Genomic DNA, 24,130 nt, shown 5'->3' on the forward strand with positions numbered 1-24,130 from the left:
GAGCCCACACGGTCGACCGCCGGGGATCGAACTGTGTGGGTACCGCCTCTATGATGTGAGTCCCGCTAGAGCAACTATCGGCTCCCCCTCCGCCATGACACAGCCACGCCCGGTCGTCGGCACCCCCGACGAGTACGACACGGACGACCCGGACCGGGTCCCCTGGGTCCTCGGGACCCACCTCCACCCCGGGGTCGGCCCGCTCGACCGCGCCCCCGAGGGGTCGCGCGTCTGCATGATCGAGGCCCGCGGGTTCGCCCGGCGCAAGCCCTACCACCACCACAAGCTCACGCTCGTCTTCGCCGCGATGCGCCACTTCCGGGACGGACTCCGCGAGGCCGGCTACGAGGTCGAGTACGTGCGGGCCGAGACGTTCCGCGAGGGCCTGGCGACGTACTTCGACCGCCACCCCGACGACACGCTCGTCGCGATGCGCTCGCCGAGCCACCGCAGCGGCGACCGCTTCCGCGACCTCGTCGAGGCCGCCGGCGGCGACCTCGAACTGGTCACCAACGAGCTGTTCTGCTCGACCCCCGAGGCCTTCGACGAGTGGACCGACGGCGAGGGCGAGAGCGACCAGTTCCGTCACGAGGACTTCTACCGGTGGATGCGCCGCGAGAGCGGCGTCCTGATGGCGGACGGCGAGCCCGTCGGCGGCGAGTGGAACTTCGACGAGGACAACCGCGAGTTCCCGCCGGACGACTGGGAGGCGCCGCCGGTCTACGAGCCCGAACGCGACGACCTCACGCGCGAAGTCGCCGCGTGGGTCGCCGACGAGTTCGACACCTGGGGGTCGACCGAGGGCTTCGCCTGGCCGGTCACCCGGGCGGACGCGCTGGCCGCCCTCGATCAGTTCGTCGCCGAACGGCTCCCCGAGTTCGGCCCCTACCAGGACGCGATGCGGGCCGACGACCCGGCGATGGCCCACGCCCTGCTCTCGCCGGCGGTCAACGTCGGGCTCGTCCACCCCTGGGAAGCGGTCACCGCCATCGAGGACGCCTACGAGTCCCGCGAGGACGTGCCGCTCAACTCCGCGGAGGGGGCGGTCCGCCAGTTCCTCGGCTGGCGGGAGTTCGTGCGCCACGTCTACGAGCGGACGATGCCCGACCTCGCCGAGGCGAACCGGCTGGGCGCCGACCGGTCGCTGCCCGACCTGTTCTGGAGCGGCGACACCGACATGGCCTGCGTCGGCGGCAGCGTCGGCGACGTACGCGAGCGCGGCTACTCGCATCACATCCAGCGGCTGATGGTGCTCTCGAACTTCGCGACGCTGTGGGGGGTCGACCCCGCCGCCCTCAACGAGTGGTTCCACGCGGCCTACGTCGACGCCTACCACTGGGTGACCACGCCCAACGTCGTCGAGATGGGGGCCTACGGCTCGGGCGTCTTCGCCACCAAGCCGTACGTCGCCTCCGCCAACTACGTCGACCGGATGAGCGACTACTGCGAGGGCTGCGCCTACGACCCCGACCGGACCACCGGGAGGGGCGCCTGCCCGCTGAACGCGCTGTACTGGGACTTCCTCGCGCGCAACGAGGACGAGCTGCGGAGCAACCACCGCATGGGCCTCGTCTACGGCCACGTCGACGACAAGCGCGAGGACTGCGAGATGGACGAGGTCTACCAGCGCGTCAGCGAACTCCGCACGATGGAAGGAGAGGGCGACCTGTAGCTCACCCGTCGGCCGGGGGGTCCTCGCCCCCGCCGAGCCGGTCCCGGAGGAAGCCGGTGAACCCGCCGACGTAGTCGCTGCCCCACAGCGCGACGACCAGTCCGCCGACCCCGTTGAATATCATGTCGGTCACGATGTCGTCGACCCCGTAGACGACCAGCGGCGCGTCGGCACCGAGAGCGCCCGCGAGCTGTTCGGACGCGAACTCCAGCAGCTCCCAGACCACGCCGGCCGCGAGCACGAAGACGACGACGAACGCCGCCCGGAAGGCAGGCGGCGCGTCGACCTCGCCGGAGTGTTCCTCGACCGCCCGGAACGACGCGTACCCGATCCCCGCGATGATCGTCCCCGAGACGGTGTGGGTGATCTCGTCGTACCACTGGTACTGCTCGTACAGCCCCGCGAACCCGAGGGCGTTGAGGAAGACGGCGACGGCGATCCACAGCACCAGCCCCGGGTCCATCGCGTAGCCGTACTCCCGGCGGATCAGCGCCGGGAGGAACGTGGCCGCCAGCGCGGCCGCGCCGTTGACGGCCGTCCCCCAGCTGCCCGTCGCAACCCCGTAGGCCGCCAGCGCCGCCAGCGCCGCCTGCAACCCACGCGTCAGCAGCCGCTCCTGACCGTCCGAGAGTCCGACAGCCTCGCCGAGCGTCATGGTGCCCCCGTCCGACGCGGCGGGTCCCCGCGGGGTCCCGCGCGTTCGAACCGGCCGGCGTACCACAGGAACGCACCGGCGGCGGCGGCCGCGACGGCGGTCGCGGCGACGAAGTCCCACTGCAGTTCGGCCTTCGAGGGGATGTAGGCCGTCCCGAGCCACACGTCCGAGTAGAACTGCGCGACGCTCCAGACCGCCTGGGCGGCCATGGTCGTCAGCGCGACCGAGACGGCCGCGAACCGCCGGCTCAGGTCGACGCTCGTGAACGCGACCAGGTCGACGACCGCGAGCGTCGCGAACGCCGCGACCGCGAGATATCCAGCGAGTTCGGACGGGAGGCCGACCCACGGGCCGGCGACCGCGGCGACAGCCGTCAGCGCCAGCGGCCACGGGACCGTGGCCGTCGGGTCGCGGGCGGCTACCGCGGGCGCCGCGACCGGCACCGCGAGCGCGAGGGCGAGCAGCGCCCACGCGAGGTCGCCAGCGAGCGCGCTCGCGACCGCCACCGCGACCAGCGCGCCCGCCAGCAGCCACGCGAGCGCGGCGTTCGCTCGCTCACCCTGGCGGAGCGAACGGAGTCGTGTCATGCGGGCTGTTGGCGGTCGGGGGGCAAAAGCCGGCGGCCGGAACCTGCCGGGTCGAGCGCGACGGTTCGACGTTTCGGACGGGCGTCCGGCTACCGGTTCAGCGCGACGACGAGCAGCGTCGCGGCGATCAGGAGGACGAACACCGTGGTGACGGGCTGGCCGGTCGGGCCGACCGCGAAGAGGACGAGGCCGAAGGCCGCGGTGACGAGGCCGACGACGGCGCCGACCATCGCGTGGAGGTTCTCGGCGCGGACTGTGTCGGCCTCGGCGCCGAGCTGGCGGCCCAGCGAGACGGCGTTGGTGGCGGCGTCCCAGGCGACGACGGCGGCGACCGTCCCGAACAGGACCGCGGCCGCGGGCGCCTCCGACAGCGCCGCGAGCGCGACGCCGACGAACGCGACGGCCCCGCCGGCGTCGACGGCGCGGTGGTTCGCCCGCCGAACTCCCGCGAGCAACACGGCCGTCCCGAGCGCCGCCACGGCCGCGCCCGCGGCGCTCGCGACCAGCGCCATCGCCGCCGCCGTCGCGCCCGCGACGCCCGAGACGACCAGCGAGTGCCGGCCCGGGCGGCGGGTGACCTCCGTCCCGCTCATCCGGACCACCGCCTGCGCGCGCGTTCGAGCGCCTCGGCCAGCCGCTCGTCGCCGCCCCAGTCGACGACCCGCACGTCGCTGCCCCGCAGGTCGTTCAGCCGGTTCGACCGGTCGACGGCCGCCAGCCGCCGCCCCGGCGTGTCCGACGCCGTCGGGTCCGGGCTGAGCACGGTGACGGCGTGGCCCCGGGCGTGCAGCGAGCGGGCGATCACCGCGCTCGTGTCGTCGGGCATCGGCGAGACGAACACGACCTGGGCGTCGTCGTCGAGCCGCTGGGACAGCCGGCGCAGCCGGAGCCGGACGTACACCCGCCCGTCGGGCGGCAGCGGCGACAGCGCCGGGTGGGTCGACAGCAGCTCCCGGGCGCGGGCGCGGTGGGTCGGCCCCGACCCCGGCGACAGCCAGACGCTCTCGGCCGAAAACGCCGCGATCCCGACGCGGTCGCCCGTGTCCAGCAGCGAGTTGAACACCCGCCGGGCGGCGTCGATGCCGCGGTCGACCGCGTGGGGCCCGTCGTCGCCGGTCTGGAGGTACGCCTCCGGCCGCAGGTCGAGGACGACGACCACCGTCGCCATGCGCTCCTCGCGGAACTCCATGGTCGTCAGCGTCCGGTCGCGGGCGTAGGTGTTCCAGTCGATCCGCGAGAGGGGGTCGCCGTGCTGGTACTCCCGCAGCGACGCGAACTCCGTGCCCTCGCCGGAGGAGTCCGTCGGGACCCGACCCGTGTACGGCGAGGTGAGCCCCCGCAGCGGGACCGTGTCCGTCGCGTCGACCGGCGCCAGGCAGGTGATCGCCGCCCGTTCCGTCTCGACGTCGAGCTCGCGCTCGCGGCTGCCGCTGGCGTTGCGCGCGAGCACGGTCAGCCCCTCGAAGCGGTAGGCGCCCCGCCGCGCGAGCACCTCGTAGGAGAACGTCATCCGCGAGCCAGGCCGGAGCGCGGTCGCCGCCCGCGCCGGCCCGTCGGTGACCGCCAGCGCCTCCGGCACCTGCTCGACGACCCGCAGGTCCGGCAGGACCGCCTCGCCGACGTTCTCGACGACGACCGTCACCTCCACACGGTCGCCCGGCTCGGGCTCGTCCTCGGAGAGGCGCCGCTCGACGGCCAGCGCCGGCTCGGGCGCCTCCGTCGTGTTCGCGTACGCGAGGTAGCCGACGCCGGCGACGGCCGCGAGCATGAGCGGCCGCGAGCGGACGAGCGCGCCCAGCCCGGCCGAGCAGAAGACCAGCGCCGCGAACCCCACCCAGTGGTTCGTCGAGCGGACCCGCGAGGAGCGGACCGACACCGCCGAGGGCCCCGGCGTCTCCGCGTCCGCGCCCGCCGCTCCCCCGGCTGTCGCCGCGGCCGCCGTTCCCGTCTCCGCCCCCGCTCCGTCCCTTCCGCCCGCTCCCGCCGACGGCGACTCGGTCCCGTCGCCAGCGTCGACCGACGGCTCGCCGGCCTCGTCCATCACCGCACGGCCGCCGTCCGGCCGCTCCGGGGCCGCCCGCTCGGGGTCCCAGTCCTCCGGATCCGGCCGCTCGCCGTCCGGCCGTCCGGGCTCGTCCTCACTCATCGTCGTCCCCCGTTCGCTCGCCGGCGTCCCGCCGGTCGTCGGACTCCAGCAGCCGCTCGATGGCGTCGACCGCCCGGACGGCGCGGCGCTTGAACGGCGACTCCCGGTCGAGCAGCTCGCGCAGGCGGTCGGTCGTCGGCGCCTCCGGTACCCGGCCGGTGAAGAAGGCGGCCGCGAACGGGTCGTCCGTCCAGGTCCCCTCGTCGAGCGCCCGCCGGGCCTCCTCCGGCGAGCAGCGCTCGCGCCGGCGGATCGTCTCCGCGGCCACGTCGCCGATCTCGTCGCTGATGCGGCGGCGCTCGGACTCGTTGAACCGCGTCAGCCGCAGCCGGCCGAGCCGCCGGTCCAGGTCGTCGCCCGGCGTCGGCAGGTCGACGGCCAGCTCCGCGTCCGGCGTCTCCGCGTAGTCGAGGTCGGTGTGGCGCCGGCGCTGGACCTGCGCCACCGCCCCCAGGAGGAGGACCAGCCCGACGACCAGGACGAACGGGTCGCCGGTCGGCAGCGGCGTCGTGATCTGTGGGACGGCGAGCGCGGCGAGCCCGACGACCCCCAGGATCACCCCCAGCGTCGCCGTGACGCTCCGGCTCATCCGCCGTCGCCCCTCCCGCCGGCGTCCGCGTCACCGCCGGCGTCCGCGTCGGCGTAGGTCGCCTCGATCCGCCGCAGCGTCTCGACGGCCGCCCGCTCGCGATCGGCGGTCGGTTCCGCCCCTCCGTAGCGCACCTCCTCGAAGATGTCGGTGAGCCGGGCCACGTCCGCCGGGTCCATCCCCGCGGCCGTCGCGGCCGTCGCGAACTCCGCGGGCGTGCTCGACTCCGGCCGGTCGACCGCGAGGTGCTCGGTCATCGCCGCCCACGCCCGGTAGACCTCGTTCTCGAACTCGTCGGTCTCCTCGATGCGGTCGGCCGCCCGCCCCGCGGCCGCGCCGACCGCCCGCACGTCCGCCGACGGTTCCGGCTCGGGGTCCTCGTCCTCGCCGCCGGACTCGTACTCCTCGCGCTGGTCGTGGTTGCCGGTCAGCACCAGCGCGGCGACGGCGACCAGCGTGGCGACCACGAGCACCAGCAGCGCGGCCGTCGAGAACGACGGCGCCGCGACCGTGCTCTGGCCGCCGAACAGCCCGCCGCCCTCCTGTGCGGGCCGCCCGCCGTCGGCCAGCGAGAGCAGCCCCGGGTCCGTCCGGCAGGTCGTGAAGAGCAGGTAGAGGAAGAAGCCGGGGTAGCCGACCACGAAGACGGCGGCCAGCCCCGTCGCCGCGTCGTCGAGCCAGCGCCCGACGGAGAACACCCCGAAGACCCCGAACAGCAACAGCAGCTGGACGAGCGGCTGTTTGAGCCACGGCTGGCAGAGCTGGAACGGCGTCCCCTCCTCGAAGTCGAAGTCGAGGTCCAGCGGCGAGTTCGACCGGCTCCTGCTGTCGCCGGTCGACTCCTCGGCGGGGGTGCGGTCGCCGCCCAGCTCGTCGACCGGGCCGGTGTAGCCGGCGCCGGCCGACGGGTCCGGGTTCGTCGTCGAGTCCAGCGTCGCCGCGGCGAAGGCGATCACCGCGACGCACAGGACCGCGAGGGCGACCGTCCGGGGACTCAGACGTGACGGATCCACACCCGCTCTAGTGGATTCCGACCCTTAGGGGTACCGGGCGCGGCGACCGGTGACGGCCGGTTCGACGAGCGCCGGCCCCGACCCGCCGGCGTCGGCCGCGGTCCGACGGGTCGCGCCCGCCGACCCGCCGTCGTCCGCCGCGGCCCAGCGGTCCGCTCAGCGGTTCGTCGACGGTTTGGGCGGCATGTGTCGCTTGTGTCGCGTCGCCGCGCACCACTCCTGCAGCCGGGTCACGACCGAGCGGTCGATCCCCAGGCGGTCGGCGACCGCCCGCGGCTCCCGCCCCTCGTCGACGTGCAGGCGCAGCGCCCGGTCGACCGTCTCGGCGTCGACGTCGAGTCGCTCCGTGTCGGTCGCGTCGCCCGGCGGCGCGCGGTCCTCGCCGTCGAGCACGTCGACCGGCAGGTCCATCGCCCCGGCGAGCGCGCGCACCTCCGTCCGGTAGAGGTCGCCGAACAGGAGGCAGTCGACGCCGGTCTCGCCGTACTTCGTCGCCGACCCGAGCAGCCGGGCCGTGCGGTCGACCGGCCCCACGACGAGCGCCCCCCGGCGGTTGGCGAAGTAGTAGGCCGTCGCCGTCCGGAAGCGCTCGACGGCGTTGTCCGCCGCGACCAGGTCGTCGGCGGGGCCGCCCGCCGCGCCGACCGTCTCCTGGAAGGCCGCGAGCACGGGCTGCAGCTGCAGCCGCCGGTGGTCGATCCCCAGCATCTCCGCGACCGTCTCGGCGGTCCGGGCGGTCGCCTCGTCGGTCAGCCCCGCCGGCATCGCGAGCCCGAGCACGTCGTCGGCGCCGACCGCGTCGACGGCCAGCGCCGCCGCCGTCGCGGTTGCGACCCCGCCGTCCAGCGGCACGACCAGCCCCTCGGCGTCGGCGTCGGCGACCAGGTCGACGAGAAACTCCGGCAGCAGCTCCTGGAGCCGCCTGAGCGCGACGGCCGTCGTCGCCAGCCCGGTCTCGTCGCGGGGCAGGTCCAGCACGCGCGGGTGCCTGGCCGCGTCACTCACGGCGTACCACCGCCGGCGTCGGTCGGTTCGCGTCGTTCGCGTGGCGTCGGTCGGTCACACTCGATCCGCGCCGCCGACCGCCCTTAGCGGTTACCTACATACCTATTATGGAACCCCTGCACCCCTGATACTCCTTATACACGGTCCACCGCACGCTGGTCGCCTGGGTGGGAGCGTTGGGCTGGTTCCCGGCGGGATAGCGTGTCCCTACCGCCGGTTGGTCTCCACGGGGAGCGACCGCTTCGACGCTCAGTCCCGCCGGAGGACGACCTCGGTGGTGAACTCGACCGACCGCAGCTCGTCGAGGCTGTCGACGTCGAGTTCCCGCTCGGTGTAGCTCGCCTTCTCCGAGCGGAGGACGCCGGTGCGGCCGTCGGCGACGAAGACCGGCTCGAAGCCGGCCGCGTCGAGCGTCTCGAGGAACTCCTCGTACTCGCCGGTCTCCCGCAGGTACCAGGGGTGGATCTCCAGGAAGAGCACCCCGAGGTCCCCGCGGTCGAGCAGCTCCGACATCCCCCGGACTACCTCGTACTCGTAGCCCTGCACGTCCATCCGGACTGCGTCGACGGCGTCGAGGGCCACCCCCCGGTCGCGGAGCAGGTCGTCGAGCCGCCGGACGGGCACCTCGACCTCGTCGACGAAGTGGTCCATCCCCATCGTGTCGCCGACGGTGCCCCAGTTGCTGTGCGTGGAGACGTGCATCGTCGTCCGCGTCGACGACGACCCGACGGCGCACCGGTGACACGACACCGACCCCTCGAACCCGTTGAGCGCGACGTTCTCCTCCAGGAGCGCGACGTTGTCCGGGAGCGGCTCGACGGCGATCACCTCGCCGTCGCGCCGGCTCAGCGCCGGGTACTGGAGGGCGAAGTAGCCGATGTTCGCGCCCACGTCGACCACCGTCAGCGGCCCGCGGTCGTCCTCGAGTCGAGCGAGCTCCCGCCGGTAGGCCTCCGTCGCCAGCGGCTCCCTGACGCCGTCGCGCAGCAGCTCGCGGGACAGCCCCTCGTCGAGGGCGTCCACCCGCATCCGGAAGTCCAGCACGTCGAGTTCGAGGTAGCGCTCCTCGTCGTTGTCCCGGAGACGGGTGCGGAACCGGTCGGTCCCCCCGAGCAGGTCGGTGACGTACAGCGACGCCAGGCGGTACCGCGAGAGCGCGGCCAGGCCGCGGGCCACCCGCAGCCGCGACCTGACGTACGGCAGCGCCGCACGCGGGTTCGACAGGGCCGTTCGTAGCTTGGAGACCACCCGCTGCATCTGTGGTCGTGTCCACCGCGCAGGTCCGTATGAGTATATATGGCTTACACCCGCTCTATACGACTACGTTCTCCGTTCAGCAAACCGTACCGGCCGGTGCGGACGGGTAGCGCCGAACTTACTATTTCGCCACACCGTCGAAGGGTACGACGAGCATGTACGCGAATCAGTCGGTCAGGCGGCCCCGTGGCGCCGGCGGCGAGCCGGGCCGGCGGGGACGCCGATGACCGTCGTCGTCGGGGAACCGACCGTCGAGGGGTCGACTATCGAGTGCGAGGTCACGCCGTCGCGGGACCTCCGGCGGTTCTTCGCCGGCGACACCGTCCGCGTCGACTACGACGCCGACGTCTCCGACGTGCCGCCCGCGATCGCCGCCATCCCGGCGCTGGCCCACGTCGCGCCGGTCGCCTGGGCCAGCGGTGCCGACGTGGCGGCGCCGGCGGTCGACGGGGCGTTCCTCGACGCCCTCGACGAGGTGGGTGAGACGCTCGCGCGGATGTACCCCGAGTTCGTCGACCCCGGGGAGATCCGGCCGGACGAGGTCGTCCCGACCGCCGACCAGAACCCGGCCGAGGCGTTCGACGACAGCGGCCTGCTGTTCACCGGCGGGGTCGACTCCGTCGCCAGCTACGTCCGCCACCGCGAGGCGGAGCCGACGCTGATCGGCGTCCAGGGGTGGGTCGTCGGTCCCGACGAGGACGACCGCTGGCGCGGGTTCCGCGAGCACGTCGAACCGTTCGCCGACCGCCGGGGCCTGGACTGTCGCTACGTCAGGTCCAACGCCCTCTCGGTGCTCGACACGCCGATGTTGCAGGCCCACTACAAGCGCTACGTCGACGGCGCCTGGTACAGCTCGGTCGGCCACGGCCTGGGGCTGCTCGGCCTGTGCGCGCCGCTGGCCCACGCCCTCGGCCTCGGGACGGTCCACATCGCGGCCAGCCACACGGCGGCGTTCGACGAGCCGTGGGGCTCGCACCCGGCGATCGACGACCGCGTCCGCTGGGGCCACTGCCGCGGGAACCACGACGGGTTCGGGCTCACCCGCCAGGAGAAGGTCGAGCGCATCGCCGGCTACGTCGCGGAGACGGGCGAGCGGTTCCCGCTGCGGACCTGCATCCACGACGACGCCGGCGGGAACTGCAACGACTGCGAGAAGTGCTACCGGACGATCGCCGGGCTCGTCCTCGCGGGGCTCGACCCCAACGAGTTCGGCTACGAGGCCGACGAGCGGACGTTCGACGAGATCCGCGCGGCCTTCGAGCGTCGGGCGTTCGTGATGGACGAGCACACCCGCTTCCACTGGGAGGACATCCAGGCTCACGTCGACATCGACCGGACGTTCCCCGTCGACGGCGCGACCGAGTTCTTCCGGTGGCTGGCGGGCGTCGACGTGGCCGCGGTCGCCAGCGAGGCGGGCCCGCGGCGCAGCGAGCGGCTGGCCCGGACCGTCGCGCGGCACCTCCCGTATCCCGTCTACGCGTCGCTGTACCCGGTCTACCGGAACCTCTCGCGGCTCGCGCCCGGCGGCTCGTAGCTCGCCGCCCGTCCCGCGGCGAGAGACCCGCGTTCGTCCGCGTCGTCGCTCCGGCGGTAGCGCGTCGAGGGGGCGACCGGCCGACCGCGTGGCGTGTGCCGGCCGGGGCGTTTTGCCGGCCGGTCCCCTACGACGCCCGATCCAGACGGATGAGCCAGTCATCGCCGTCCGCGCGGCCGGCCCGGGAGCTCCGCGCCCTCCTCGAGGAGGGCGAGGCGATCACCGTCGTCTGTCACAACAACCCGGACCCGGACTGTCTCGCGAGCGCGCTCGCGCTCGGGCGACTCGCGGCCGCGGCCGGCATCGACGAGCGACGCATCTGCTACAGCGGCGAGATCTCCCACCAGCAGAACCGCGCGCTCGTCACCCTGCTCGATATCGACCTGAAGCGGTTCGACCCCGAGCGAGTCCGGGACCGGCCTGCGGGGTCGCTGCTCGCGTTCGTCGACCACTCGGTCCCCGGCCGCAACAACCGGGTCCCCCCGGGGACGCCGGTCGACATCGTCGTCGACCACCACCCCGCCGAGGAGATCGACGCCCGCTTCGTCGACCACCGCGAGGCGGTCGGCGCCACCGCCACCATCTTCACCGAGTACGTCCGCGAGCTGGACGCCGAGCCCGACGAGGCGCTCGCGACGGGGCTGCTGTTCGCCATCCGCCGGGAGACCCTGGAGTTCCTCCGCGGGACGACCCGCGCCGAGTACGAGGCCGCCGGCTACCTCCACGAGCGGGCCGACACCGACCTGCTCCGCCAGCTGGCCAGCCCGTCGGTCACCGGCGCCACGCTCGACGCCATCGCCACCGCCATCGAGAACCGCCGGACCCGCGGCGCGGTGCTCATCTCCAACGTCGGCCGGACGACCGAGCGGGACGCCCTCCCGCAGGCCGCCGACTACCTCCGGACGCTGGAGGGCGTCGAGACCGCCATCGTCTTCGGCATCGTCGGCCGGTCGATCCACCTCAGCGGGCGGACCGTCGACTCGCGCGTCCACCTCGGCGACGCGCTCGACGACGCCTTCGGCGACGTAGGCACCGCCGGCGGCCACCGCGACATGGCCGGCGGCGAGATCCCGCTCGGCGTCTTCGCCGACTACACCGACGACGACGAGCACCTGCTCGCCATGGTCGAACAGGTCGTCAGCGACCGCCTCGTCGCGGAACTCCGGCTGTCCGACGACTCGTCGGGGTGAGCGGGCGGCTCGCTGCCGGTCGACCCTCCCGCCCGCCGCTCAGACGGTCGTGTACCGGTCCTCGGCCCACGGGTTCGCCGTGTTCGAGTAGCCGCGTTTCTCCCAGTAGCCCCGCTGGGGCTCGGTGAGGAAGGTGACGCCGTCGACCCACTTGGCGCCCTTGTAGGCGTACTTGTGCGGGGTGACCACCCGCAGGGGGCCGCCGTGGTCCGACGGGAGCGGGTCGCCGTCGAACTCGCGGACGAACAGCACCTCGCGGCGCATGCACTCCTCCAGGGGCAGGTTCGTCGAGTAGCCGTCCATCGCGCCGAACATGACGTGGACGGCGTCGTCGTCGACGCCCGCACGCTCGGCGATCTCGGGGAACGGGACGCCCACAAACTCGTTGTCGAAGCGGCTCCAGCCCGTCACGCAGTGGAAGTCCTGGCGCTGGGTCTCGGTGGGCAGGTCCCGGAACTCCGCCCAGGAGTAGGTCAGCTCCTCGTCGACGGCGCCCCGGACGGTGAACTCCCAGTCGTCGGGGTCGAAGTCGGGAGTCTGGTTCAGCGAGAGGACGGGGAACCGCTCGGTCTCGCGCTGGCCCGGCGGGAGCCGCTCGCCGTCGAACTCCTCGTGGATGTCGGTCACGTCTCTGACGCCCATGGGCCCCCTTGGGCGAGCCGACCCGTAAGCGACCGGTCTGAGAGTGCCGCCCGCCGCCCGCGGCGCCTGCGCGGGCCGGCCGACGATTTATCGGTCCGCCGGCGGTACACTTCGGCGACCATCGATGCCGGTCATCAGACTCGAAGCCGACTCGCCCGAGCGCACGCAGATCGGCGAGGGGCTCGTGAAGTTCGCCGTCCAGGCCGGTCGGCTGGAGACCGGCCGCGCGGAGGGGCGGTACTTCCTCCGCCACGACGACGGCTGCGCCGTCGACGGCCGCCGGATCGCCCCCGGCGACCCGTTCGCCTTCGACACCGAGTCCGGCGAGATCCGCTGTCTCGACCACGTCGACGAGGCCGCCGCGGCCGCCCGCGCCGAGCGCGAGTGAGCGGCGCGCGGCACCGACGACAGCCGGGGGAACCGGCCGGTCAGTCGAGGGCGGCGACGACGGCCTCGACCACGTCCAGCGCTCGCTCGACCTCCTCGGGTGATTCGACGAACGCGAGCGTCCGCGGTGGCCGCACCGCTTTCGGCCGGACGCGCAGGCCCGCGTCCCGCGCCGCCGCGGCCGCCTCGTCGGGCGCCGCGCGGAACTCGATACGCGCCCGGTCGGGGTGGACGGACACCTCCGCGAGTCGCCGCGACCCGGCGGCCACCGCGTAGGCGACCGTCCCGTCGGCCGTCGGTGCCGGATCGGCCCGCTCGTCGACGACCGACGGACTGTCCGCGCCCGCGGGACTGTCCGCACCTGCGGAGCCCTCCGCGCTCGCGAGCGCGTCCGCGAGTCGCCGGGCGAGGTCCCGTCCGTCCGGAGCGTCCGACATATCCGCGTCTCCGTCCGGCGGCCGGAAAACGATCCCGCTCGGCTAGCACGCCGACTGACTGCGCGATACGGGCCGAGTACGTGCGGGATGGCGCCGTCTGGAGCCGGTTACGTTCGTTTGCCGTCGGCCGGTTCTTTCCGGGCGCCGGGCGAAGGACCGAGACCATGATCGACGACCTGCGGACGGCCGACGCGGCGGAGCAACGGCGGTCGCGAACCGGGAGGAGTCGATGAGCGAGCGGTTCGTCGTCGTCGGGGGCGACGCCGCGGGGCTGAGCGCGGCCGCGAAGGCCCGTCGCGCCGACCCCGACCGGGAGGTGGTCGTCCTCGAACGGGGGGCGTGGGTCTCGTTCGGCGCCTGCGGCATCCCCTACTACGTGAAAGGGGAGATCCCCGAGCTGGAGGACCTCCTGGTGACCAGCCCCGAGAAACTCGTCGGCAAGTACGGGATCGACCTCCGGCGCCACCACGAGGTCACCGCCGTCGACCCCGAAGCGGGTCGGGTGACCGTCGACGGGGGCGGCGAGCGCTACGAGCTGGCCTACGACGACCTGCTGCTGGCGACGGGCGGTCACGGGGCGACGCCGGACGCCCCCGGCGGGGACCTCGACGGCGTGTTCACCGTCCGGAGCCTCGACGAGGGGCGGGCGCTCCGGGAGTACCTGACGCCGGGCGCCGGGACGCGGCCGGGCGTCCCGACGCCGCCGACCGACCGGTTCCACGAACACCTCGGCGAGGTCGAGGCCGTCGCCGTCGTCGGCGCGAACAAGATCGGCCTCGAACTCGTCGAGGCGTTCGACGCGCGCGGGCTGGCGGTCCACGTCGTCGACGACGGCGCCCACGTCTTCGAGCGGGGGCCGCTGACGCTGCCGCCGTTCGGCCCCGCCGCCGCGGGGATCGTCGAGGAGCGGCTCCGCGAGCGCGGCGTCGAGCTCCACCTCGACAGCCGCGTCGAGCGGTTCGTCGGCGCGGACGGCGCGGTGACCGCGGTCGAGACCGGCGACGAGCGGATCCCCGTCGACGCCGTGCTCGTCGACGAGGGCGTCGAACCGAACGCGGAGCTGGCCGCCGGGGCCGGGATCGAACTGGGCGCGACCGGGGCTATCGCGACCGACGCCTACGGTCGGACGAGCGCGCCGGACGTCTACGCCGCCGGCGACTGCGCGGAGAAACACCACCACCTGCTCGACGAGCCGGTCCACCTGCCGCTCGGACTGGCGGCCAACCGCGGGGGGCGGGCGGTCGGCGCCACCGTCGCCGGGACGCCCACCCGCGTCGGCCCCGTCGTCGGGACGGTGGTGATGAAGGTGTTCGACCTGGAGGTGGCCTGCTCGGGCGTCCTCGACGCCGAGACGGCCCGCGAGGCCGGCTTCGACCCCGTCACGGAGACGGTCACGACCATCTCGCGGGCCCACTACTACCCCGGCGGGTCGCGCATCGTCGTCGAGATGGCCGCCGGCGCCGACGACGGCCGGCTGCTCGGCGCCGGCCTCGTCGGCGAGGAGGGGTGTGCCCACCGGGTCAACGCCGTCGCGACGGCGCTGCACACCGACCTCACCGTCGGGGAGCTCGCGGACCTGGACTTCGGCTACTCGCCGCCGTTCGGCCCGGTCTGGGACCCAGTGCTCACCGCGGCGAAGGCCGTCGACGGCGACCTGGGGTGAGGCCCGCCGAGTTACAGGGTGGGAAGCGAACGCCCGCCCGTTTGCCGGAGCCGAGGAGCGATCGCCGGAACGTATTCCTCCCGAGCGCCCGAAGCCCCGACGATGACCCTTCCAATCGATCCGGCGGCGATCGACCCGGACGACATCGGAGAGGCACAGGCCACGCTAGAGATGGACCACGACGAGGCCGTCGCACACGTCCGCGAGGTGTTCACCGACGCCGGGATGGGGGTCCCCGTCGAGTTCTCGCCGTCGGAGCTGCTCAACGAGAAGGTCGACGCGGACCGGGACCCCTACCACGTGCTGGGCGCCTGCAACCCGGCGATCGCCGACAGAGCGCTCGACGCGACGGACGGCAAGCTCGGCGCACTGATGCCCTGCAACGTCGTCGTCTGGGAGGAAGAGCCGGGCGTCCAGCGCGTCTACCACGTCTCGATCATGCGCATCGCTCGGCTCGTCGGGATGGCCCCCGACGACGAGGAGATGGCGGACATCGTGGCCGAGACCGGCGCGATCGTCGACGAGGCCTTCGAGAACCTCGGGTGACCGCGACGGCCCGTCCGCGGCGACGGCCACCGCGCCGACCGGGGACACCGACCGCTCCGTGTCCCGCTGGTTTCGCGGAGTTGCCGAACCTGAAGCCGTGAGAACATTTTTATGTGAGCGGCGTGCGACCGTCGAGATACGATGCGTCCCCGAAACGCCTTCCCCTCCGATAGCCCCAGCCTCGGCCGTCTTCGCCGGGCGGTCCGCCGCCTCGGCGCCGTGGCCGGGAGTCTCCGTCCGCGTTCCGCCCGCGAGGCGGCCGACGCGGCGGCGTACGTCGCTCTCGTCGCCGCCGTCGTCGTCGCCGGCTACCTCCAGGGCGGCATGACCGTCGTCGTCGCGGTCCCGACCGTCCTCGGGATCGGGCTGGGCAGTATCGCCGTCCTCCAGGCCGTGATGGCCTGTCTGTCCGTCTCGGGCATGTTCGGCTGCTCGGCGCTGGCCCTGTTCGGCCAGCGCGCCGTCGAGTGCGACGACCGCCGCCCGGCGACCGGCCCGACCGTCACGGCCGTCGTCCCCGTCCACCGCGACGCCGCCGTCCTCGACCGCAGCGTCGAGAGCCTGCTCGCCGGCCGCTACGAGGACCTGCGGGTAGTCGTCGTCGCCGAGCCCGACGACGACGCGTCGATCGAGCGCGCCCGCGAGTACGCCGCCCGCGAGGAACGGGTCGACCTGCTGGTCAACACCCGCTACCCCGGCAGCAAGGCCGGCGCCATCAACTACGCCGCCGAGGCGACCGACTCGGAGTACCTGGCGGTCTTCGACGCCGACGAGCGGGTCGACCCCCGATTCGTCTCGACGGCCGTCGCCCGGCTGGACGACTGCGACGTGGTGCAGGGCCGGACCGTCCCCGAGCCCGACGGCCTCGTCGAGACGGTCGCCTACTACGAGTCGGTCGTGCTGGGCGACCTGAGCAAGCGGCTGCTGACGCTGGTGACCGACTTCACGATGGCCGCCAGCCGGACCGTCGTGATGCGCCGGTCGGCCTTCGAGGCCGTCGGCGGCTACGACCCCGCGATGCTCACCGAGGACTACGCCTTCGCCTTCGACTGCTACGAGGCCGGCCTCGACGTCGAGGAGGTGCTCTCGCAGGCCTCGACCATCGAGGGCGCCCACTCCGTCGCCGACTGGTGGGGCCAGCGCAAGCGCTGGATGACCGGCTACGCCCAGACGCTCCACGACCTCGTGGCCGAGTGTCGCTCCCCGCGCAACTACCGGACGCTGCTCGCCCCGCTGCTCTGTGCGGGCTCGGTGCTGGGCAACGTCTTCATGCTCTCGCTGGTCTCGAAGGCGGCCGTCCTCGTCGTCAGCGGCGCGGCGACCTGGCTCGCGCTGCCGGTCGCGACGCTGGCCGGCGCCGCGCTCGCGCTGCGGGTCAGCGACGCCCGCCGCGACCGGGTCGACGACGTGGGTCTCGCGTGGCTCGCGACGCCGCTCGTCCTCCCGCTGTACAGCCTCGTCGGCATCCGCGCCGCCGTCGCCTACCTGTTCACCTGGGACGGCGAGTGGTACAGCGTCGCCAAGGGCGTCTGACCGCCCGGACGGCGGCCGACCACGGCCGAACCGGCCACCGCTCCACCGGCGGCTGCGAGTCGCCGGTCGACACCCGCGGTCCGGCGGCTATGCCACGTCGTCGAACCCCCACTCGTCGGCCCGCTCGGCGGCCTCCTCGCGGGCCTGCTCGCGGATCGCCTCGATCTTCTCGGCGTCGTCGAGGAACGCCTCGACCGCGCCCTGCTGGCGCTCGCCGGCGTCGCCACCGGCGTCGTCGCCGTTCGTCGCCTCGGCGGCATCCCCGCCGCGCCCGTCCGACAGGCGAGCGGGCGGCGCGGCGTCGCGGGTCCGGTCGGCCAGCGCCTGGTCGCCGGCGAGCCGTTCCGCGGCCATGCCGGGCGGGACGCGGAAGCTCGTCCGGTCGTGGACCGGGGCCAGGTCCGCTGGCGCGAGCGCGAACAGTTCGAGCCGGTACGGTCCCTCGGCGGCCAGGTCGGCCAGCGCCGGCGGGCCCGCGCGGTCGGTTCCGGTGTGGTAGGCGACGACCGGGACGCCCGCGCGGAACGTGAGGACGCCCCGGCCGCGCCCGTCGAGCAGGAGCGCGTCCTGGGGCTCGAAGACGGCGTAGCCGGTGAGTTCCCGGTCCAGGGCGTCGACGAGGACGGTCCGCGGGTCCGCGACGACCCGCGACCGCAGCAGGCGGCCCTCTGGCAGCTTCATGGCGACTCGGGGACGACCGCGCTGCGGAACCGGTCGGCGACCGCCCCCGAGTCGCCGTCCCGGACCGACAGCGTCGCCGCCGCCTCGCGGTAGGCGCGGGCGGGCTCGCTGTCCGGGGCGTGGGCGAGCAGGGGCCGCCCGTTCCGCCGGGCCGCCCGCACCCGCTCGCTGGCCGGCACCGTCGCCAGCGTCGGCCCCTCGAAGTAGCGCTCGGCCTTCGGGGCGATGCGCTCGATGGCGTCCGCGTCGCGCACCTTGTTGAAGACGATCCCCGCCGTCTCGGTCCCGTAGGAACTGGCGTACTCCTGGACTTTCAGCCCGTCCGACAGCGCGGGGATCGTCGGTTCGAGGACGACCACGACCCGGTCGGCCAGCACGACCGGGAGGACCGCGGCCCGGGAGGAGAGGGTGGCCGCCGAGTCCAGCAGGAGTACGTCGGTGTCGGCCGCCAGCGCCGCGACCACCTCGCGCAGGCGTGCGGGGTCGGCGGCCTCGAAGTCCGCGAGGTTCGTCCCGCAGGGGACGACATCCATCCCGTGGCGCTCGTAGACGGCCGCCTCGACGGGCGCGCCCCCCTCGACGAGCACGTCGTGCAGCGTCGTCTCCACGTCGGCGAGGCCGGCGTGGAAGAGCAGGTTCGCCATCCCCATGTCGGCGTCGACGACCGTCACGTCGTACTCCTCGGCCAGCGCCATCCCCAGCGCGAGCGTGCTCGTGGTCTTGCCGGTCCCCCCTTTCCCGCTGGCGACCGCGAACGCCTCGACCATCATCCCGGGGTGGTTCCCCCTCCCTCAAAAACGTTCGGACCGGCGACAGGTACGGGCGATCCAGTTCGGACAGCACTCGAACAGCGGTCCGCGCTCCAAGACAGTGTGACGATGTGAGTCAACACCACCGTCTTCCGTGGTCGGCACCCACATTTAGATCCACGTTCGTCCGCGGTGGACTTCACAGCGAATGTGGAGAGTACCCAATGCAAACCGACAGTGCGGTCACCACGACCGAAGAACTACTCACTGCCGTCGCTGATCCGAGGCGGCGCAGGATACTTCGCTACCTCCGGGACACGGACGGGGAAGCGATATCGGTCGAGGAGTTGACGGACGCACTGGCGGACGGCTGCGACACGGCCGCCGAGCGGGACCAGCTCCGCGTCAGCGCCCAGCACGTCCACCTGCCGAAACTGGCCGACGCGGGGATCGTGGTGTTCGACCCCCGGTCGGGGACCGTCCGCTACGCCGGCGACGAGCGCGTCGCGGCGCTTTTGGAGTTCGTCGCGGCGGAACTGGAGTAGCTCAGTCGCGGGCGCCGTCGAGTTGCCAGGTGAATATCGCACGGAGGACGACGACGAGGCTGTTGGTCTCGCCGGCGCCCCAGATGGCGGTCTCGTCGCGCGGTTCGAGCGGTCGGTCGCCCTCGCCCTCGACGAGGACGCTCACGAGCGCACGCTGCTGGTCGACCATCAGCAGGCGGCCGGCGGGCATGTCCGATCCGACCCAGATCGAGTCAAACGTCTCGATGCCGGGAACCCGTTCGTCGAGGACCGCACCGACGGAGTCGGAGAGTCCCGACACCCGGATCGAGACGCCGCGGTCGCTCGCGGCGGCCAGGCGGTCGACGACCTCGTCGGTCAGCAGCGACTCGACGGTCATGAAGACGACCTCCTCCTCCGCGTCGTCGAGCAGTTCGAGTACTCGTTCGGTCACCGTCTCCCGGCCGGTGACCGTCCAGACGCCGCGTTGCTCGTCGGCGCGGTCGACGGGTTCGACCGCGTCGAGCGCCTCGGTCAGTCGCTCGACGCGGTGGCGGTAGTACCGCTCGAAGTGGCGCGCGCCCGTCGACGCCGAGACGGGCCAGAAGCGCTTGGGCGTCGACTGGCGCACGTCGACCAGCCCTCGGTCCCGTAGCTCGGCGGCGGCGTCGTAGACGCGCGTCCGCGGCACGTCGGCCACGTCGCTCACGTCCTGGGCCGTCCCCTCGCCCAGTTCGACCAGCGCCACGAACGTCCGCGCGGCGTAGGTACTCAACCCGAGTTCGGTGAGCGTGTCGATCGCGACGGCGCGAGCCGCCGGCGATGCGTCCTGAGCCATTGGTGTTCTCGAAACCACTACCGGAGGGTAGTGGGGCACGCGGCGACAGCGTGGTTGGGACCCTACTGGTTGCCGCGTGCCATCGGATCGTTCGGTACCCTCCCATATAGTGATGTTGTGATTATTTGGGTGAACAAGCTGGCGGCCGGGAGGCACCGACGACCCGCCGAGCGGTCGCAGCCCGACCGGATGGATCGCCGTACGGGTCCAGAACCCGATAAATCGGTCGGGAGAGCGGCGTCGAACGACGGCAGCGACGGGAGGCCGGGAGTTGCCAAGGACAAGTGGTTTTCACGTGGAGTGGTTACACTGACGATAGTGACCGGGCGACCGGCGCTAGGTTGGGACCCTATGGATGATATCTCGAATACGGACGAGGCGATCGAACTGTTACAGGGCCTCGGGCTCAAGGAGTACGAAGCGAAGGCGTTCGTCGCGCTGACGCGGTTGCCCCAGGCCACGGCCAAGGAGATAAGCGAGGTCTCGGAGGTGCCCCGCACCCGCGTCTACGACGCGGTGCGCGTGCTGGAGACGAAGGGGCTGGTCGAGATCCAGCACGCCAACCCCCAGCAGTTCCGCGCGGTCGACATCGACGAGGCCGCCGAGACGCTCCGGGCGGAGTACGAGACCAAGACCGACTCGCTGCGGGAGGCGCTGGAAGGCATCGAGCCCGCCGGCGACACCGACGAGGCCGACGGCACCCACGAGGTCTGGTCGCTCACCGGGCGCGCGGCCATCGGCAACCGGACCAGACAGCTCCTCGGGGAGGCCGACGAGGAGGCCGTCCTGATCCTCGGCTCCGAGGCGGTAGCCACGGAGTCGTTGTTCGACTCGCTCGCGTCCGCCGAGACCCGGGACGCCTCGATCGTCGTCGGGACGGTGACCGAGACGCTGCGGGACCGGGTCCAGGCGGCCCTCCCCGACGCCGAGGTGTTCGTCTCCGAGCTGGAGTGGCTCCGCGGGTCGGCCCTCGACGAGGACATCGAGATCACGCGCATCCTGCTGATCGACCGCTCGACGATCCTGATCAGCACGACCCACGGGTCCGACGAGGAAGCCGACGAACAGGCCGTCTTCGGCCGCGGGTTCGACAACGGCCTCGTCACCATCGTCCGACGCCTGATGGCCACCGGCCTGCTGCCCGTCGACGACCCCGGCACCGACTGACCGGCCGACGGACGGACCCCGGCCGCTTCGACGGACCGGCGCCGTTTCACGATGTGGGAACGGTGTGTTTCAACGATCGTGACGTTTCAGTCGGGACCGGTATTACGGTGACGGCTTTCGTCTGCAAGGTCGCATGACACCTGCGAACGAGGGTCGCGATTCCGACGGGGGACAGGCACGGAACGGCGGGCGGACGGCGACCAGGCGGGGCGTGTTGCGCGCCGCGGGCGCCGGGGCCGCGGGCGTCGCGCTCGGCGGGATCTCCGGTACCGCTGCGGCCGACGAGGGGACGCCGCCGCGGCTACACACAGAGGGCAAGTGGGTGCGAGACGCCGACGGCGAGGCGGTCAGGCTGCGCGGCCTCGCGACGGCGTCGATGGGGTTCTACGAGGTCGAGGACACCCACCCGAAGACGCCGACGGAGGTCGTCGGCTGGGCGAGCGACCCGGCCCGCGGCTGGTACCCCAACGTCGTCCGCCTGCCGGTCACCCAGTGGGACGTGGACCAGCTTGGCGTCGACGCGTTGGTCTCGGACGTGCTCCGGCCGGTGGTCGACCTGCTGGGCGAGCGGGGCACCTACGCGATGATCGACTACCACCTCATCCGCCCCTACACCGAGGCCGCCTCCGAGGACGCCGGCTACGACACCAGCCCGGACGAGATCGTCCGGAACTTCTGGGGCGGCGTCGCGCCCGCGTTCGCCGACGACGAACACGTCCTCTACGAGCTGTTCAACGAACCGACCTACCCGATCTTCTGGAGCGACAACGGCGAGAACGTCGAGAGCCCCGAGGCGGAGTGGCTGCTGTGGCGCGAGACCGCTCAACCGTGGGTGGACATGGTCCGCGAGGAAGCCCCGGAGACGCCCATCGTCATCGGGTCGCCCAGCTGGACCTCCCGGACGAACTTCGCCCCGGAGTACCCCTTCGAGGGCGAGAACCTGGTCTACGCCGCCCACATCTACCCGGACAACGGCCAGCCCGACGAGTTCGACGACACCTACGGCGCGCCCGCCGAGGACGTGCCCGTCTTCGTCACCGAGTTCGGCTGGGACCCCTACAGCGACGGCCTCGACTACGGCACCAACACCGACTGGGGCCAGCCCTTCCGCGAGTGGGTCGAGAGCTACGACAACATGGGGTGGGCCGCCTGGTGTTTCGACGACTCGTGGGCGCCGGCGATGTTCGACTCCCCCGGCGCGGGCGGCGCCGACGACTGGACGCTACGCTCGGCGCCCGAGGAACACGGCGGGTTCGTCCGCCAGTGGCTCGCCGAGACCTCCGAGGAACCCATCGCGCGTCTCGTACCGGGCAAGACCCAGGCCACGGAGGGCGACTGGGTCCAGTTCGAGGCCCGCGACGCCTCGGGCGCGGACAGCCACGTCTCCGGCCTGGAGTGGGACCTCGGGAACGGCGCCGCCGGTGAGGGCTGGTGGGTCGACGCCCAGTACGACGACCCCGGCCAGTACGAGGTACAGTTGACCGCGACGAACGACGCCGGCGAGTCGACGACCCACGGGCTGGCGATCACGGTCACCGAGCTGACCGACAAGGTCGCGAAGGCCGACCCGGGCGCGACCGACGTGGAGGTCGACGAAGCCGTGGCGTTCGAGGCCCGCGACACCACCGGCGACGACCGCTGGGTCGACGCGCTCGCGTGGGAGTTCGGGGACGGGGCGACCGCCGAGGGCTGGTGGGCCTCCCACGCCTACGAGGCCGCGGGGACCTACACCGTGGCGCTCACGGCGACGGACAACACGGGCCACTCGACGACCCACGAGGTCGAGATCACCGTCGAGTGAGGTCGCCCGGCTCGCGCCCGGGCGGATCGTGAGCGGGGCCGCGACCGGCGATCAGTCCCCGGCGGCCGCGGCGTCGACCCCGACGCTCGCGCGGGTGCGGTAGAGCCGCTCGGCGAGCGCGACCGACGCCAGCGCGAGCGCGACGAAGACGACGAAGCCGGTGGCGTAGCCCGACTCGCCGAAGCTATCGACGAACAGCCCCAGCACCGGCGGGACGACGAACCCGCCGAACGCGCCGAGCCCGCCGACCAGCCCCGAGGCGCCGCCGACGGCCTCCGGGACGTACTTCGGGACGAGCTGGAAGACGGCGGCGTTGGCGACGCCGACCCCGACGGCCAGGCAGACGGTCGCCCCCAGCGCGGTGCCGTAGGTGCGCGTGACGACGAGCCCCAGCGCCGCGAGGCCGACGACGACGAAGCTCCCGACCGCCGTCACCTCGCCGCCGATCCGGTCGCTGAGGTACCCGCCCGGCACCCGCAGGATGGCCGCCGGCAGGGTGAAGGCGACGGCCGTCAGCGCCCCGGCTCCCTGGACGCCCATCCCGTGGATCGCCGTCCAGTAGGTCGGCAGCCACACCGTCAGCGCCAGGAAGCCCCCGAAGGAGGTGAAAAACAGCGCCACGAGCGCCCACGTCCGCGGGATCGCCGCCGCCTCGCGGATCGAGGCGAACGCGTCGCCGCCCGGGAACAGCTCCTGGCCGTACGCCTCGGCCCGCTGGCGTGCCTCGTCGGTGTCGAGGCCCTGCTCGCGCAGCTGAAAGGAGGGCGGGTCGACCGCCAGCGCGGCGTAGGCGACCGTCCCGACGAGGAGGAACGCGAACCAGACGAGGTAGGCGGTCGTCAGCCCGAGCGCCGACAGCGCGACGGGGAGCAGGAGCGTGAACAGCCCCGGCGAGCTGTTGCCTAGCCCCGCGTACACCGCCAGTACCGTCCCCTGTCGGTCCTTCGGGTACCAGTAGGCGGTCTGGGTGGTCCCCACGGAGAAGGTGGCGATCCCGCAGCCGCTCAGGGCGCCACAGACGAACACCAGGGGGTACAGCTCCATCGTCAGTCCCCCGGGATAGCCCGTCACCAGCAGGACCGACAGCCCCGCCATCCCGACGATCGACAGGCCCAGGAGGACTAAAAATGGCTTGCGCGGGCCGACCTCGTCGACCCACGCGCCGAAGGGGACCCGCAGCAGCGACCCCGTCAGCTGGGGCGCGCCGACGAGCAGCCCGAGCGCCAGCCCGGACAGCCCCATCGCCGACTCGAACTCCGTCGCGACCGGCCCGTACAGCACCACGCCGGCGAAGCCCACGAAGAACCCCAGGGTCGCCGACACCAGCCCCCGGCGCGAGCTGCCACGTATCCGATGCACGCTCATACGGAGTCGGAAATAGTACGACCGTAATTTTGTTCCGATCTGTCTCGCAAATACTGCATCGCTCCGCGGCATCCTGGAGTGATCGAACACATTCGGCTACGTTATTCGGACGAACGTTCACAGTCGTTCGCCAGTCACCGAGTGGGTTGGCCGCGACCGCGGCCTGGTGT

24 protein-coding genes are annotated in these 24,130 nt (G+C 72.9%); 10 read left to right on the forward strand and 14 right to left on the reverse strand.

Going from position 1 to position 24,130, the window contains the following annotated elements; genetic code table 11:
* The first annotated feature begins 94 nt into the window (after positions 1-94).
* Entirely contained in the window at positions 95-1,672 is a 1,578-nt protein-coding gene (locus tag E3328_RS10635) for a cryptochrome/photolyase family protein (RefSeq protein WP_135364534.1), read from the forward strand.
* A 1-nt stretch (position 1,673) separates the two neighbouring features.
* Here E3328_RS10635 and E3328_RS10640 read toward each other — a convergent pair whose 3' ends face one another.
* From E3328_RS10640 to E3328_RS10675, 8 genes are all read right to left on the reverse strand, one after another.
* Positions 1,674-2,327 carry a DUF2238 domain-containing protein gene (locus E3328_RS10640; protein WP_135364535.1) on the reverse strand — a complete coding sequence of 218 codons (654 nt, stop codon included), beginning with the start codon at positions 2,325-2,327 and terminating at the stop codon, positions 1,674-1,676.
* Positions 2,324-2,914: a hypothetical protein gene (locus tag E3328_RS10645; RefSeq protein WP_135364536.1), complete on the reverse strand. Its 591-nt coding sequence runs from the start codon at positions 2,912-2,914 to the stop codon at positions 2,324-2,326. The genes E3328_RS10640 and E3328_RS10645 overlap by 4 nt, the downstream gene beginning before the upstream one ends.
* A gap of 89 nt (positions 2,915-3,003) precedes the next feature.
* Positions 3,004-3,507: a DUF7519 family protein gene (locus E3328_RS10650; protein WP_135364537.1), complete on the reverse strand. Its 504-nt coding sequence runs from the start codon at positions 3,505-3,507 to the stop codon at positions 3,004-3,006.
* A complete protein-coding gene (locus tag E3328_RS10655) occupies positions 3,504-5,060 on the reverse strand; it encodes a DUF58 domain-containing protein (RefSeq protein WP_135364538.1) in 1,557 nt (518 codons plus the stop codon). Before E3328_RS10655 ends, E3328_RS10650 begins: the two co-directional genes overlap by 4 nt.
* Positions 5,053-5,649, reverse strand: coding sequence for a DUF7269 family protein (locus E3328_RS10660; protein ID WP_135364539.1), 597 nt, complete (start codon positions 5,647-5,649; stop codon positions 5,053-5,055). The genes E3328_RS10655 and E3328_RS10660 overlap by 8 nt, the downstream gene beginning before the upstream one ends.
* Positions 5,646-6,662 carry a DUF4129 domain-containing protein gene (locus E3328_RS10665; protein ID WP_135364540.1) on the reverse strand — a complete coding sequence of 339 codons (1,017 nt, stop codon included), beginning with the start codon at positions 6,660-6,662 and terminating at the stop codon, positions 5,646-5,648. The genes E3328_RS10660 and E3328_RS10665 overlap by 4 nt, the downstream gene beginning before the upstream one ends.
* A gap of 156 nt (positions 6,663-6,818) precedes the next feature.
* Entirely contained in the window at positions 6,819-7,667 is an 849-nt protein-coding gene (gene nadE, locus E3328_RS10670) for an NAD(+) synthase (protein ID WP_246022965.1), read from the reverse strand.
* Between the two features lie 249 nt (positions 7,668-7,916).
* Entirely contained in the window at positions 7,917-8,924 is a 1,008-nt protein-coding gene (locus E3328_RS10675) for an FkbM family methyltransferase (protein WP_135364541.1), read from the reverse strand.
* 223 nt (positions 8,925-9,147) lie between these two features.
* Here E3328_RS10675 and E3328_RS10680 point away from each other — a divergent pair, with 223 nt between their 5' ends.
* Complete coding sequence (locus E3328_RS10680) at positions 9,148-10,458, forward strand: hypothetical protein (RefSeq protein ID WP_135364542.1); 1,311 nt, start codon at positions 9,148-9,150, stop codon at positions 10,456-10,458.
* Between the two features lie 149 nt (positions 10,459-10,607).
* A complete protein-coding gene (locus E3328_RS10685; RefSeq protein WP_135364543.1) occupies positions 10,608-11,648 on the forward strand; it encodes a DHH family phosphoesterase in 1,041 nt (346 codons plus the stop codon).
* A gap of 39 nt (positions 11,649-11,687) precedes the next feature.
* On the opposite strand, the gene E3328_RS10690 is transcribed toward E3328_RS10685, so the two are convergent.
* Positions 11,688-12,290, reverse strand: coding sequence for a sulfite oxidase-like oxidoreductase (locus E3328_RS10690; protein ID WP_135364544.1), 603 nt, complete (start codon positions 12,288-12,290; stop codon positions 11,688-11,690).
* A 124-nt stretch (positions 12,291-12,414) separates the two neighbouring features.
* Between E3328_RS10690 and E3328_RS10695 the strand changes: the two genes are divergently transcribed.
* Positions 12,415-12,678, forward strand: a complete 264-nt coding sequence (locus E3328_RS10695; RefSeq protein ID WP_135364545.1) for a DUF8075 family protein — start codon at positions 12,415-12,417, stop codon at positions 12,676-12,678.
* A gap of 40 nt (positions 12,679-12,718) precedes the next feature.
* On the opposite strand, the gene E3328_RS10700 is transcribed toward E3328_RS10695, so the two are convergent.
* Positions 12,719-13,114, reverse strand: coding sequence for a DUF7993 family protein (locus tag E3328_RS10700; protein ID WP_135364546.1), 396 nt, complete (start codon positions 13,112-13,114; stop codon positions 12,719-12,721).
* A 229-nt stretch (positions 13,115-13,343) separates the two neighbouring features.
* Here E3328_RS10700 and E3328_RS10705 point away from each other — a divergent pair, with 229 nt between their 5' ends.
* The 3 genes from E3328_RS10705 to E3328_RS10715 all read left to right on the forward strand — a co-directional run bounded on the left by E3328_RS10705 (position 13,344) and on the right by E3328_RS10715 (position 16,856).
* Positions 13,344-14,777 (forward strand): FAD-dependent oxidoreductase, encoded by a 1,434-nt coding sequence (locus E3328_RS10705; protein WP_135364547.1) that lies wholly within the window; start codon positions 13,344-13,346, stop codon positions 14,775-14,777.
* 102 nt (positions 14,778-14,879) lie between these two features.
* Positions 14,880-15,323 carry a DUF302 domain-containing protein gene (locus tag E3328_RS10710; protein WP_135364548.1) on the forward strand — a complete coding sequence of 148 codons (444 nt, stop codon included), beginning with the start codon at positions 14,880-14,882 and terminating at the stop codon, positions 15,321-15,323.
* A 141-nt stretch (positions 15,324-15,464) separates the two neighbouring features.
* Positions 15,465-16,856 carry a glycosyltransferase family 2 protein gene (locus E3328_RS10715; protein ID WP_135364549.1) on the forward strand — a complete coding sequence of 464 codons (1,392 nt, stop codon included), beginning with the start codon at positions 15,465-15,467 and terminating at the stop codon, positions 16,854-16,856.
* An 87-nt stretch (positions 16,857-16,943) separates the two neighbouring features.
* On the opposite strand, the gene E3328_RS10720 is transcribed toward E3328_RS10715, so the two are convergent.
* Positions 16,944-17,537 (reverse strand): DUF8054 family protein, encoded by a 594-nt coding sequence (locus tag E3328_RS10720; RefSeq protein WP_135364550.1) that lies wholly within the window; start codon positions 17,535-17,537, stop codon positions 16,944-16,946.
* Positions 17,534-18,304 (reverse strand): nucleotide-binding protein, encoded by a 771-nt coding sequence (locus E3328_RS10725; RefSeq protein WP_135364551.1) that lies wholly within the window; start codon positions 18,302-18,304, stop codon positions 17,534-17,536. Before E3328_RS10725 ends, E3328_RS10720 begins: the two co-directional genes overlap by 4 nt.
* Before the next feature lie 206 nt (positions 18,305-18,510).
* On the opposite strand from E3328_RS10725, the gene E3328_RS10730 reads away from it, so the two are divergent.
* Complete coding sequence (locus E3328_RS10730; RefSeq protein WP_135364552.1) at positions 18,511-18,831, forward strand: DUF7344 domain-containing protein; 321 nt, start codon at positions 18,511-18,513, stop codon at positions 18,829-18,831.
* A 1-nt stretch (position 18,832) separates the two neighbouring features.
* Here E3328_RS10730 and E3328_RS10735 read toward each other — a convergent pair whose 3' ends face one another.
* On the reverse strand, positions 18,833-19,627 hold the full coding sequence (locus E3328_RS10735) for a TrmB family transcriptional regulator (protein WP_135364553.1): 795 nt from the start codon (positions 19,625-19,627) through the stop codon (positions 18,833-18,835).
* Positions 19,628-19,978: 351 nt separating this feature from the next.
* Between E3328_RS10735 and E3328_RS10740 the strand changes: the two genes are divergently transcribed.
* Both E3328_RS10740 and E3328_RS10745 read left to right on the forward strand, forming a co-directional pair.
* Entirely contained in the window at positions 19,979-20,794 is an 816-nt protein-coding gene (locus E3328_RS10740; protein ID WP_209452154.1) for a TrmB family transcriptional regulator, read from the forward strand.
* Between the two features lie 133 nt (positions 20,795-20,927).
* A complete protein-coding gene (locus tag E3328_RS10745; RefSeq protein ID WP_135364554.1) occupies positions 20,928-22,595 on the forward strand; it encodes a PKD domain-containing protein in 1,668 nt (555 codons plus the stop codon).
* A gap of 51 nt (positions 22,596-22,646) precedes the next feature.
* On the opposite strand, the gene E3328_RS10750 is transcribed toward E3328_RS10745, so the two are convergent.
* On the reverse strand, positions 22,647-23,960 hold the full coding sequence (locus E3328_RS10750) for an MFS transporter (protein ID WP_135364555.1): 1,314 nt from the start codon (positions 23,958-23,960) through the stop codon (positions 22,647-22,649).
* Positions 23,961-24,130 lie beyond the last annotated feature (170 nt).

It is taken from the genome of Halosimplex halophilum, assembly GCF_004698125.1.
GTDB classification, from domain to species: Archaea; Halobacteriota; Halobacteria; order Halobacteriales; family Haloarculaceae; genus Halosimplex; species Halosimplex halophilum.